Genomic DNA, 12,646 nt, shown 5'->3' on the forward strand with positions numbered 1-12,646 from the left:
ATTCCCAAAATCCATAGCCTCCCCGAATATGTCCGAGAAGGACTCGTTGAGTGCCCCTGACTGCATGTAGTAGAAGAGGTTGGCGGTGCGCTCGGTGACCGCATGAGTCAGCTCGTGGGCGTCGACGTCGTCGGCCAACGAAAAGCCGGCGCCATAGACCATCTGGGTGCCGTTCCAGAAGGCGTTGGCAAGGGGGCACGAGGTCGGCGAGCAATACTCTACGGTCGAGATGATCGTGGCCCCGGCGCCGTCGTAGCTGTCGCGGCCGTGCTCGTTGAAAAAGTAGTCGTAGGTGTCACCGGAATAGTCGTAGGCGGCGTCGGCATCGGGATCTCCGGTGACCGCCCCGCCTTCGCTGCGGACCAGCGTTCCAGGGAGCGTCGAAGTGCTATTGGTGTCGTAGATCTCGCGGTCTTTCGCGTCAGTCAACTGGCTGAACTGAAGAACGACCTTGCCGGCGAGCGCATCGATCCAGATGTACTCGCGCAGATCGATCTTCCGAGCCTCGATGAACCAGGCGAGCCCGGTCGCGAAGCCGCGACCGCCGAGATGCCCCTTGTTCAGCAGCTCGAGCCTCGGCTCGCTGAGCGTCGCGTCGGTCACGCCGAGCCCCTGTGCCAGGGCATCGGCCGCCAGGACCGCCGCCTCGGCCGCCGACACCAACGGCGTCGTGTCGACCGTGTCCAGGTCGGAAAGCGTCTTGGCGTTCACCGCCACCACCGCCGAGCCCCGCAGGTGGACGGTGAGCTCGCCGCCCGTGATCGGCACGCCCTGATGGGTCTGACGAAACCGGACGTGCTCCATTCCGACCTCGTCGGCGCCGGTCACTCGCTTCAAGGACATCTGATCGGCACCGCTCGCTCCGAACGCCGCGCCGTAGGCGGCCAGAAAGGCCCGGGCTCGCTGTTCGGCCGGGGCGGTTCCCGGCAGCTTGCCCAAGGTCCGCTGGTGCTCGGCGAAAGACAGAAAGGTCACCAAGCCGGTCTTCGGTGACACCGTTGCCCGAACCGGGCTGCCGACCGCTGCTTCGAGGGTGGTCAGCGTGTCTTCCACGAACGGCTTCGGACCCTGAGCCGACGTCGGAGCCGCGGCCACCAGGAGAGCAAGAACCGCGAGGAGTAGCGACGATGCCGGCGAAACCGGGCTCATGTGGATCGAAGATGTCATGGCAAGGGTCCTTTCCTGGTCTCCGGGGCGAACACGCATTCTGGCTAGTCGCTGTTTCGAAAGGGCATTCTATCCCTCGATCCAGAACGCAATACCTTGCGCTCTTCAGCTCCTGGAGGATGGCAAGGTCCCGAAACGAGCGCGCGCACTGGTGACCGCGACTCCTCATAGCACGGCGCGTGCCATTCATCCATGACAAGGGGCCGCACCGATCCGAGCGTTTCGAACTGTCTATCTATCTGCAAAGAATACACTTACAGATCCAAACGAATGAAAGGGCGTCACCAGCAGCCTGAGCAAGAACCGGAGGTTCTCCAGGGCGATCCTCCCCACTTTCGGAGACTCGCCGAAAAGCCGGGGCAAAACCGGAGCAGTTGATGGCAGACTACCGCCATGTCAGATCCAGCCAAGCCCGCCGACACCCTGCAGGCGTTCCGCCGCGTGCCGCGCACCGGGGTGATCTACGTCACCAACGAGGCCAAGGCGCTCGGTTACCGGTCCGGTCATCCCGACTGGTCGAACCTCGGACAGGGGCAGCCCGAGACCGGGTCGCTCGAAGGCGCACCCGAGCGCGCGGTATCGATCTCGATCGATCCCGCGGATCACGACTACGCTCCCGTCCCGGGCCTGTGGGAGCTGCGCGAGGCAGTGGCCTCGCTCTACAACCAGCTCTACCGGCGCGGTATGCCGTCGCAATACACGGCCGAGAACGTATCGATCTCAGGCGGTGGACGCGCCGGCCTGACCCGCGCCGTGGCCTCGCTCGGGCACGTCAACCTGGGACACTTTCTGCCCGACTACACCGCCTACGAAGAGCTGCTCGACATCTTCCGGCTGGTGACCCCGATTCCTATTCTCCTCAGCCGCGAGCGTGACTACGCCTTTACCCCCGAAGACCTCGAGCGAGAGGTCCTGGGACGGGGTCTGGGAGCGCTGCTGATCTCGAACCCGTGCAACCCCATGGGCAAGCTGATCTCGGGCACCGAGCTCGCCGACTGGGTCGGCGTCGGCCGCCGGCTGGACTGCTCGCTGATCCTCGATGAGTTCTACTCCCACTACATCTGGAACCTCGGCCCCGGAGAGCCGGGCCCGACGGTCAGCGCCGCTCGCTACGTCGAGGATGTCGACCGGGACCCGGTCGTGATCCTGGACGGCTTTACCAAGAACTGGCGCTACCCTGGATGGCGCGTGACCTGGACGGTCGCGCCCCGGCCGGTCATCGCCGCGGTCGAAAGCGCCGGTTCGTTTCTCGACGGGGGCGGCTCGAAGCCCCTGCAGCGGGCGGCGACGGACCTGCTCGCCCCGGATCGAGTGGCGGCCGAAGCGCGCGCCATCGAAGCCTCGTTCCGTCCCAAGCGCGAGCTGATGCTAGAGCGCGCTCGAGCGATGGGGCTGATCGTGGACCGGGAACCCGACGGCACGTTCTACGTCTTCGTTTCACTCAGGGAGCTGCCCGAGCCGATTTCCGAAGGCATGGCCTTCTTTCGCGCCGCCCTCGAGCGTCGCGTGATTACGGTGCCGGGGGTGTTTTTCGACGTCAACCCCGGCCGGCGAAGAGCGGGCCGCCACTCGCGCTTTCGCCAGCACCTGAGGCTGTCGTTCGGCCCCACGGCCGGCGAGATCGGCGAGGGCCTCGACCGGATAGAACAGCTGATTCGCGATACGCCGTCAGGGCGTTCCTCGTAGGAACAAGCTCTGGCCGAACCGTGACTGGGCCTCGAAGACGAAAACGCCGGCGGACGTTCTCCGTAGTGGTATTGTGTATTCCATTACGCGTCCGGATTCCCCTGTTCGCGGGTCGAATCCACCCACCCTAAGAGTCCGAGAAGGAGGAAGTCCATGCAGAAACTCCGTTTCCCGACCGCTGTTCTAGCCGTCGCAATCCTGGCCATGACCGTTGGCTGTGCGCCTCCGGCGACAGAAGAAGTCGCAGAAACCGCCGCCGTCATGGTTGAGGAGATTCCGATTACGACCAACTCGGACGCCGCGAGGGCCCTGTTCGAGGAGGGGGAGTACCTACTTGATGTCGGCCGCGGCGTAGAGGCCCGAGCCAAGTTCCAGGCCGCGATCGCGGAGGACCCGGGATTCGTGCGGGCACACTTCAACCAGTCGAATACCGCGCTGTCGTTCAAGGAGTTCCAGACCTGCCTCGACATGGCCTCCGAGCACCTGACCAATGCCAGCGAAGGCGAGAAGATGATGGTCGAGATCAACCGTACCTTCTTGACCAACGACACGGAAAAAGGCGTCGAGCTGGGCCGGCAGTTGGCCGAGAGCCATCCGAATAGCCCCCGCGCGCACCTGATTCTGGCCGGACTTCTCGGCGGACAGAACGACAACGAAGGCGCCCGGGCCGCGATGGGGGCCGCCTTGCGGCTCGATGCGGATTCTCCCGGTGCCCTCTTTGGGATCGCCAATAATTATCTCTTCGGAGAACCGAAGGATTTCACCAAAGCCGAAGAGTGGGCCCAGAAGACGCTGGCGGCCTTCCCGGACGAGGCCAAAGGCTGGGAGCTCATGGGCGACATCCGACGCGCGCAGCTGGATCTCGAAGGAGCTCTCGGCGCCTATGAAAAGGCCACCGAGGTCGACGCCTCGCTGGCCGTGGCCCAGCACAAGAAAGGCCACGTCAACTCCTTCCTGGGCAACATCGAAGCCGCCCGGGAAGCCTACGACGCCGGGGTTGCGGCGGCTCCCGCCGAAAACAAGGCCGCCTACGCCGTCTACAAGACGTACACCGGGATTCATGCCGGCGACATTCCCGCGGCCCTGGCAGAGATGGAAGAGCTGGCGGAGAACATCGAGGCCATGGGCACGCCCGCCGATCAGGTCAAGGGCCTCAAGATCTTCGCCCTGAACAGCCACGCCACCGCGGCAATGCACGCCGGTCTTCTCGACCGAGCGGCGAAATCGGTGGCCAAGGGCAACGAGCTGCGCATGGCGATTGCGGAAGACGTCGGTACCGATGACGCCCGCCGGCTGCAGGAATCCGTCTGCCATCTCTGGGACGGCCTCCTGGCAGCGTACCAGGGCGACGGTGACGCGGCCGCCATTCATGCCGGCAAGATCGAAGAGCTGGTCGCCGAGGACGATAACCCGCGCAAGATGGAGCCGGCCCATTACGTGCTCGGCATGGCGGCGCTGAGCGAGGGCGACCACGAGACGGCCGCCCAGCACCTGCGCCAGGCCAACTACAAGAACAACATGTTCATTCGGTATCAACTGGCACTCGCGGAAGAAGCGCTCGGCAACACGGAAGAGGCGAAAAAGCTCTTCGGCGAGGTCGGCAACTGGAATTTCAACTCCGTCGGCTTTGCCCTGGTCCACAAGGACGCCAAGGCGAGAGCCGCGGCCTAGGGGACAGGAATGAGCGCCGAGGACCGAGACCCCACTACCGAGCGACGCAGCGGAATACCCACCCGATCCGGCGAGGAACGGCGCAAGGCCGACCGGCGGATCGCCGATGTTCCGGTCGAGGTGGACCGTCGTAAAGGCCCGACCCGAAGCGGAGAGGATCGGCGGCGCGGCGACCGGCGAAAGGGATAGTCTCGAAGAGCTAGGAGTTAGGCTTGGGCGGCGGTGTCTCGGAGCTCGAGGGCGGCCTCTAGGGCAACGGTAATCGCGGCTTCGATGCACGCATCGTAGTCGACCACGGAGGCGTGGCTGCCCGGTTGGCTGATCGCCGGGCATATCGTTCCGGCCCGATGTCCGAGCGCGCCGGCCAGGTGAAACAGGAGGCTCGACTCCATCTCCATGTTGAGCACCCTAAGCCCCTTGACCGAGAGCCTCGCAAGAGCTCCCTTGATGTCCGGAACCGTATTGACGAGGCCGGCGATCCTGCGGCTCGAAGGACCGTAGAACCCGGGCGCCGACACCGTGATGCCCGATTCGCTCGGCATCCGGCCGTCTCCCGCACAACGTTTCAAGAGCTCATGCACCTCGGGGTTCGCCTTCGATGCATAGACCCCGAGCCGACCGCGGAATCGAGACCCGGAGCCCACCGCCTCGTCGAGCAAACGCCGCGCCTCCTGCTCGATCTCGACGACGTTCACGTCCGCGGGTGGCGACTCGTAGAACACCCCGGTGCTGTCCAGCCCCAACGCATACTCGGCGACACAGAGGGTGCCCGCGGCTACATCCGGCTGCACGCCACCGGAAGTCCCGATCCGAATAATGTCCAGCGCCTCTCCTCCCGCTCTCGGCAAAGCGGTCTCGAGATCCAAGGCATGGGCCGCGTGGAGCTCGATCATCGCGATCTCGACATTGTCGGTACCGATGCCGGTACCGATGACCGTCATCGACAAGCCCCGAACCTTGCCGCTGAGCGTTACGAACTCGCGGTTCTTGACCTCGTGCTCAATCGTGTCGAACCGAGCCGCGACCTTGTAGGCACGCGCCGGGTCTCCGACGAGGAAAACGCTACGCCCGACCTCATCGGGTGCGACTCCGAGGTGGTAGAGCCGGCCGTCACGGGTGACGATCTGGGACCGTTCGGACAAAGCTCCACCTAGTCCGCGGGAGCCGGCTGCGCGGCCTGCTGCTCGGGGCAGACCGGATTGCCCTTGTCGAGGACGATTTTCCAGACCCCGGGCGCCTCCTGCCTCCAGACCGAGGTGAAGGTCGAGATCAATGGCTTCGGCATGACTTTCCCTCCAAGAAGATTCACCGCGCCAGTCTCGCACGTCTTCGATGGCAATCACTCAAGCTCTGCAACCTTTCGGACCATCGAACCGTATCTCTAGGCAACAGAAAGGAGACTTAACCATGCGACGGAAAACTCTGACCTCCAGCGCTCTGGCTTTTACTCTCGTTCTTGCCGTTTTCACGGTCGGGCTGTTTACAGAGGCCCCCGCCTCGGCGAAAGGGGAGAATGTAACGTTTCAGAACAAGGGCAGATTCATTCAGGAGATTCTGGTGGCCTACGGCGCCGATGGCGAATGCAGCGAGATGCCCACCAGCGAGAACATCACTCTCGAGCCCAAACAGAGCCAGGTTGTCTCCTCGGCGGATTCCAACGTGTGCTGGTGCGGAGTGGCCGTCAAGGCCGGCGCCGAGAAGCGAAAGATCACCCGCTGCGGCGAGTGGAAGATCGCCAAGCCCGGGCGCAAGGTTCGCGTCGGATCCTGACCCGCCGGGCCTTCGGCCTCCTTTTTCGACTCAGGACGGGGCGCCTAGAGGCGCGACCATACTCTGCCGGGCATGCCAAAGGGCATCGCAATTGTCCCGCCCGGGCGCCCCATCTCGGTCACATCCCTGCCTAGCAGCGCGGTGTCCGGCCAACAACACCCTTTGGGGTAGTACCCTCGAGGTTCCGCTATCGCCCTGCCGATCCAAAGGAGCTAGAATCCGGGGCAGATCCATTCCGTGGGGGAGTGAAAGGAGGTCCCATGAGACGCCACGCTCCGCTAATCGCGCTACTCGGTCTGTTGAGCCTGGGCGCGAGCTGCCCACCGCCGAAGCCGGATGTGCCCTTTGATTGCGAGAGCCCGCCCGCGCCTACCGGCGAGATCCTGAAAGCGCGCAGACCCGTCGAGGGTTGCTACAAAGTCTTCTTCGCCGCGAGCCAGACGCGAGGTCTCGAGAGCCTCCAGGCCTTCGGCGACTATTCACGACAACGAGCCCTCGATTTCGGAGTCACGGACGTCACGCCGCTCCGAATCGTGAACGGCTTCAGAGCCGGGATGACCAAGGCCCAGGCACGGGCGATGGCTGCCGGCGGGCTGGCGGTTTCGGAGTGCGAGGAAGTTACCGTCGGCCCGCTCGATGCCGCGCCTGGGAGGGTCAGTTCGTGGGGACTGGACCGAATCGACCAGCGCAACCGTCCCCTTGACGGCTCATACGAGCCCGGCGAGTCGGGCGCCGGTGTCCACGTCTACGTCATCGACACCGGCAAGGCAATCGGGGGCTTCGACTACGCGATGGGAGAGTGCTACTCGGCCGTCGGCGGCTCCTGCAACGACGATCATGATCACGGCTCTCACGTCGCCGGAACCGTCGCCGATCGACGATACGGAGTCGCCAAAGGTTCAACGATCCACGCGGTTCGCGTCCTGATGGCCGGCTCCGGCGCGGACGCCGATGTGATCGAAGGCATCGATTGGGCCGCCAATCACGCCACTGCCAACGGCTGGATGGCTCTGGGAAACATGAGCCTGGGCGGCTCACCGTCCGATGACCTCGATCGCGCGGTCTGCCAAGCCTGGAGCGACGGATTCGGCTTTGCCGTCGCCGCCGGCAACGACAACGAGAGCGCCTGCAAACACTCGCCGGCTCGGGGGGTCCAGGCGGTCACGGTTTGCGCGACCTCTGAGAACGATCGTCGAGCCGACTTCTCCAACAAGGGTCGGTGCGCGGATATCTGCGCTCCCGGAGACGGCATCACCAGCGTCGGCCGGCGCGGCGAGCTACTCCGCTGGTCGGGCACTTCCATGGCCAGTCCCCACGTCGCCGGCGCCATGGCGCTGTGCGCGGAGCGGCTCGGCACCGCCGACCCGACAGCTCTCTTCGACTGCGTCATCGACAACGCGACTCCCGGAGTCGTGCAGGATCTCGACGGCACCCCCGACCGGCTGCTCTACGTGGGTCCGGAGTGAAAGGAGAGAGTCGAAGCTCAAGCGCGCAGGCAGGCCTCGAGCGCCTCGAGCCGTGGCGCGATACGGATCGATTCCCTGGGTAGCTCGAGGCAGCGCGCCAGTCGTTCGGGGAGCTCGACTCGAATGCCGAGCGTCGCTTCGATCTCTTCGCGGAACTTGGCCGGGTGGGCGGTCGCCAGGACAATTCCGGGGACCGCTTCACCCAGGGTCGCTATTCTCCGGCGCAGGCCGAGGTATCCGACCGCCGTGTGCGGATCGAGCACGTAGCCTCGCTCCGCATACACATCGCGAATCGCCGCGCGGGTCTCCTCGTCGTTGGAGCGGCTGCCGGTGACGACCTCGCGCATGCGCTCGAGATCTCCGTCAAACAGCCAGAGCATGCGCTGGAAGTTGCTGGGGTCGCCGACGTCCATCGCGTTCGAGATCGTGGCTCGCGCCGGCCGTGGCTGGTAGCGGCCGCTTTCGAGATAACGCGGCACGCTGTCGTTGACATTCGTCGCCGCCACGAATCCGCCACCGGCCAGGCCCATGGCCCGGGCCATGAGCCCCGCGGTCAGGTTGCCGAAGTTGCCGCTCGGCGTTGAGAAGACCGGCGGTGGAGCTCCCGCGGCGAGCAGGCCGACCGCATGGAAGTAATAGAACATCTGCGGCAGGAGCCGGGCCACGTTGATCGAGTTGGCCGAAGTCAGGCCGAGCTCGCGGCAAAGACCGGGAATCCCGAAGGCCTCTTTGACCAGCCGCTGGCAATCGTCGAAATCGCCATCGACCGCAAGTGCCCGCACGTTGCCGCCGAGGGTCGTGAACTGCTTCTCCTGAAGCCTGCTCACCTTGCCCTCGGGATAGAGGATCGCCACCCGGATTCCCTCGAGCCCGTAGAACGCGTGGGCTACCGCGCTGCCGGTGTCTCCCGAGGTTGCGACCAGCACCGTGAGTCGCTGCGGCCGCTCGCGGATCGAGCGGGCCATGAGGCGAGCCATGAACCTCGCGCCGACGTCCTTGAAGGCCAGCGTCGGGCCGTGGAAGAGCTCGAGCACATGGAGACCCTCGCCGACCTCGACCAACGGGATCTCGAAATCGAGCGCATCCTCGATCAGAGCCCGCCGCTCGTCCTCTGCCATTTCGCCCAGGTACGCCGCCGCGACTCGATCGGCGATCTCGACCAACGGATGTCCCGGAAGCCACTCGAAGAACGACGCCGGCAGCCGCGGAGTCTCTTCGGGCATGAACAGGCCGCCGTCCGGGGCCAGGCCCGCGAGAAGCGCCTCTTCGAGGCTTGCGGATGGGCACTCGCCCCGGGTGCTCACGAATCTCATGTCGCTTCTCGGCCCTACTCCTTTTCGGGCTCGTCGCCCGTGAGAATCCGCGCACCTGGGGCACCGACCGGCGAGATCAGGGTGTCGCCATCGAGGCCCGCCTCGTCGTGAAGGGCCGTGAGCATCACGGCTTCGAGCCCGGCCGCCTCTTCTCTACTTCGCGCCCAGGCAAAGAGGGTTGGCCCCGAGCCGGAAAGGCCGCAGCCCAGGGCACCGGCGGCGAGGGCTGCATGCCGCACGGCCTCGAACCCGGGCGTCATCGCGGCTCGTACGGGCTCCGCCACCTGATCGACCATGGCGCTCGCGATCAGATCGTAGTCTTCGTTCAGGAGCCCCGCCACCAGTGCGGCCAGGTTTCCGGCCTGAAGGACCAGGGTGCTCAGCGGAACCGTGGCCGGCAAGGCCGCGCGTGCCATCTCGGTCGCCACTTCGCAGTGGGGATGAAGAAGAACGCAGGTAAGCCCTCCGGGAACGCGCAGTTGGGTGACCACCGTGGGAACTCCGGGTCGCGCCAGTAGTAAGCCGCCGCAGAGTGACGGCGCGGCGTTGTCGGGATGGGGCGTGCCGCAGGCCACCCGCTCGCCTTCCACCGCCGCGGCCAGGAGCCGATCCACGCCGGCGTCGAGTCTCAGGGCCTCGTTCACCGCCACCGCCGCGGCGACGCCGCTGGCCGCGCTCGAGCCGAGGCCGCTGGCGAGTGGCAGGCCCTTGTGGAGGCGAAGCTCGACGCCCCCCGAGGACGCGGCGTTCCCTTCGGCCGCGAGCAGCTCGAGAGCGGCGACCCCGGCGGTGTTCTCCCGCGCCTCGGTCGGCAGCCGGCCACCGTCGCCGGTGATCTTTCTCAAATGCACGCCCGGCTCGGGCGTCGCGCGAGCCTCGACAATGTCCCCCCAACTCTCGACCGCAAAGCCGAGCAGATCGAATCCGCAGGTGATGTTGGAAACGCTCGCGGGAGCAAAGGCGCGCACCCAAGCACGGGAGACCTCGGCCACGGCTTCAGCCTGCCCCGCTCGTCTCACCTTCGAGCCAGCCCCGCTCGACCGCCAGCTCGGCCACCAGCACCGCCCCACCGGCGGCGCCGCGGACCGTGTTGTGGGACAGCGTCACGAATTTGTAGTCGAGCAGCGGACAGGGCCGGAGGCGACCGACGCTGATCGCCATGCCTGCGCCCAGATCGCGATGCAGCCGGGGCTGCGGCGCGTCGGGCTCCTCCAGGTAGTGGATCGGCGGCGTCGGGGCCGAGGGCAGCCCGAGCCGCTGGGGCTCGCCCTCGAACCCACGCCACGCGTCGATCAGCTCTTCCTCAGAAGCCTCGCGACCGAGCTTGACCGAGACACAGCCGGTGTGGCCGTCGCTGACCGCGACCCGGTTGCACTGGGCGCTCACCGAGAGATCGTAGCCGTCAATCCCCTCAGCGCCCAGGCTCCCCAGGATCTTCCGCGACTCGGACTCGATCTTCTCCTCCTCACCCGAGATCAGCGGGATGATGTTGTCGGGCACCTGCATTCCCGGAACGCCGGGCACTCCGGCTCCGGACAGCGCCTGCATGGTCACCACGTGTGCCTGATCGACACCAAAAGCGTCGACCAACGGCTTGAGCGCCAGAACCAGACCGATGGTCGAGCAGTTCGGATTGGTGAGGATTCTGCCCGCGCCGAACTCCTGCCGCTCGGCGAGATCCAGGTGCTCGGCGTTGATCTCGGGAACGAGGAGCGGCACCAGCGGGTGCATGCGATGATTCTTGGCGTTCGAGACGACCAGGAATCCGGCGGCCGCGAACTCGGACTCGAGCTCGCCGGCGACGTTGTCGTCCAGAGACGAGAATGCCAATCGGCAACCGCTCGCCGCCTGCGGCTCGCAGGGCACGATCGGCATGTCGGCCAGCGCTTCCGGGATCGGCGCCGGCTGGACCCAACGCACCGCCTGCCGGTAGGGGCGTCCGACCGAGCGCTCCGAAGCCGCGAGCACCGCCACCCGAAACCAGGGGTGATCGGCTAGCAGCGCGGCAAAGCGCTGCCCGACGCTGCCGGTGGCTCCCAGAACCGCTACCGGAATCCTCTCGTCTCTGTGTCTCGGGTTTGGTTTCATATTCGCGTTCCTCGTTCGGCCACCGCTCGTAGAATATCGGCAAAGACACCTGCGGCCGTGACCCCCGGACCGGCTCCCGGCCCGCGCAAGACGAGCGGCATCTTGGCATAGCGGCGGGTGGTAATGGCAACCAGATTCTCGCCGGCCGCCAGATCGAAGCAGGGGTGCTCCGGGGCGATCTCGCTCAGAGCCACACGGCCGCTCGAGCCGTCCCACGACGCCAGGTACGCAAGGCGTGAGCCGTCGCCGGCCGCTCGTTCCTGCCGACCTTCGAACTCGGGATCGAGCTCCGCCAGCCTGCGGCTGAATTCCTCGGACGCCATGGTGCCCCACGGTTCGGCCGGTATCCAGGCCTCGACCTCGAGGTCGCCGCGCTCGGCCTCGTTGCCGGCCAAGCGCAAGAGGATCAGGAGCTTGCGCGCCACGTCCTCGCCCGATAGGTCTTCGCGCGGATCGGGCTCCGTGTAGCCGAGCTCTCCGGCGCTGATGACGGCGGCACTGAAGGTCTCACCGCGCGCGAGCTCTCCGGTCAAGAAGCTCGCGGTGCCGGAGAGCACACCCTCGACACGAATCAGCTCGTCGCCCGTGGCCAGAAGATCCGCCAGCGTCCGCACCACCGGCAGGCCAGCGCCTACGGTGGCTTCGTGGTAGAGGCCCGCCCGTCCAAGCCCGGTCAACCTTCGAAACTGGCTCATCTCGCCTGCCAAGGGTTTCTTGTTGGCGGTGACCACCGTCACCCCGCCCTTCAGAAGCCGCTCGTACGCCTCGGCCATGTCGTCCGAGGCGGTGCAATCGACGAAGATGCGAAGCGCCGAGGGGCTGGCCAGCGCCGCCTCGATCAGCTCGCTCGAACCGCCCTCTCCGCGCTCTTCTTGCAGCCGCTCACGAGCGACGTGCGGCTCGATTCCCTTCGCATCGACGAGCGCTCCCTTGCTGTCGGCGACGCCATCGAGCCGCAAGCACCAGGGCAGAGCCTCCTCGATTCCCGGCCGCACCGCCAGCTGCGCGATCAGAGCGCCACCGACGCCCCCGACCCCGGCGACAAATAGGCTCGCGGTTGGCCGCTCGAAAAACGCCTGGTGAATCGCTCGCACCGCGCGGGCTTCGTCCTCGCTCTTGACCACCAGCGAGATGTTGAGCTCGGATGAGCCCTGGGCTATCGCCCGCACGTTGACGCCGCGCTCGCCCAGAATCGAAAACAGGCGACCGGCAATTCCGGGGCGCTGGCACATGGCCGCTCCGACCACCGCGACCACGGCAACATCGTCCTCCACCTTGAGCTCATCGATGTCTCCGGCCCGCCGGTCGATCTCGAACTCGACCTCGACGGCCTGCCAGGCTTCTCCCAGATCCTCCGGCGCGACGGCGAAGCAGATGGAGTGTTCACTCGAGCCCTGGGTGATCAGAATGACGCTCACTCCGCGCCGGGCGAGGGCGCCGAAGAGCCTCATCGCGACCCCCGGGACGCCGACCATGCCGTCCCCC

The 12,646-nt window shown here is 66.1% G+C and carries 10 protein-coding genes; 4 read left to right on the forward strand and 6 right to left on the reverse strand.

Features of this window, described 5'->3' with window-relative positions:
- A partial coding sequence (locus GY769_02560; GenBank protein MCP4200802.1) for a M4 family metallopeptidase occupies window positions 1–1,167 on the reverse strand: 1,167 nt, incomplete at its 3' end.
- A 393-nt stretch (window positions 1,168–1,560) separates the two neighbouring features.
- Here GY769_02560 and GY769_02565 point away from each other — a divergent pair.
- Window positions 1,561–2,853, forward strand: coding sequence for a pyridoxal phosphate-dependent aminotransferase (locus GY769_02565; GenBank protein ID MCP4200803.1), 1,293 nt, complete (start codon window positions 1,561–1,563; stop codon window positions 2,851–2,853).
- 153 nt (window positions 2,854–3,006) lie between these two features.
- Complete coding sequence (locus GY769_02570) at window positions 3,007–4,524, forward strand: tetratricopeptide repeat protein (protein ID MCP4200804.1); 1,518 nt, start codon at window positions 3,007–3,009, stop codon at window positions 4,522–4,524.
- A gap of 206 nt (window positions 4,525–4,730) precedes the next feature.
- On the opposite strand, the gene GY769_02575 is transcribed toward GY769_02570, so the two are convergent.
- Window positions 4,731–5,666, reverse strand: a complete 936-nt coding sequence (locus tag GY769_02575) for a nucleoside phosphorylase (GenBank protein MCP4200805.1) — start codon at window positions 5,664–5,666, stop codon at window positions 4,731–4,733.
- Between the two features lie 265 nt (window positions 5,667–5,931).
- On the opposite strand from GY769_02575, the gene GY769_02580 reads away from it, so the two are divergent.
- Window positions 5,932–6,294, forward strand: coding sequence for a hypothetical protein (locus tag GY769_02580; GenBank protein ID MCP4200806.1), 363 nt, complete (start codon window positions 5,932–5,934; stop codon window positions 6,292–6,294).
- Window positions 6,295–6,554: 260 nt separating this feature from the next.
- Window positions 6,555–7,760 carry a S8 family peptidase gene (locus GY769_02585; GenBank protein ID MCP4200807.1) on the forward strand — a complete coding sequence of 402 codons (1,206 nt, stop codon included), beginning with the start codon at window positions 6,555–6,557 and terminating at the stop codon, window positions 7,758–7,760.
- 17 nt (window positions 7,761–7,777) lie between these two features.
- Here GY769_02585 and thrC read toward each other — a convergent pair whose 3' ends face one another.
- The 4 genes from thrC to GY769_02605 all read right to left on the reverse strand — a co-directional run.
- Complete coding sequence (thrC, locus tag GY769_02590) at window positions 7,778–9,073, reverse strand: threonine synthase (protein MCP4200808.1); 1,296 nt, start codon at window positions 9,071–9,073, stop codon at window positions 7,778–7,780.
- A 14-nt stretch (window positions 9,074–9,087) separates the two neighbouring features.
- Complete coding sequence (locus GY769_02595; protein ID MCP4200809.1) at window positions 9,088–10,041, reverse strand: homoserine kinase; 954 nt, start codon at window positions 10,039–10,041, stop codon at window positions 9,088–9,090.
- 28 nt (window positions 10,042–10,069) lie between these two features.
- Complete coding sequence (gene asd, locus GY769_02600) at window positions 10,070–11,161, reverse strand: aspartate-semialdehyde dehydrogenase (GenBank protein ID MCP4200810.1); 1,092 nt, start codon at window positions 11,159–11,161, stop codon at window positions 10,070–10,072.
- The coding region (locus GY769_02605) for an ACT domain-containing protein (GenBank protein ID MCP4200811.1) at window positions 11,158–12,646 on the reverse strand (1,489 nt) is incomplete at its 5' end. The genes asd and GY769_02605, both read right to left, overlap by 4 nt.

This window comes from bacterium, from assembly GCA_024224155.1.
Classification (GTDB): domain Bacteria; phylum Acidobacteriota; class Thermoanaerobaculia; order Multivoradales; family JAHEKO01; genus CALZIK01.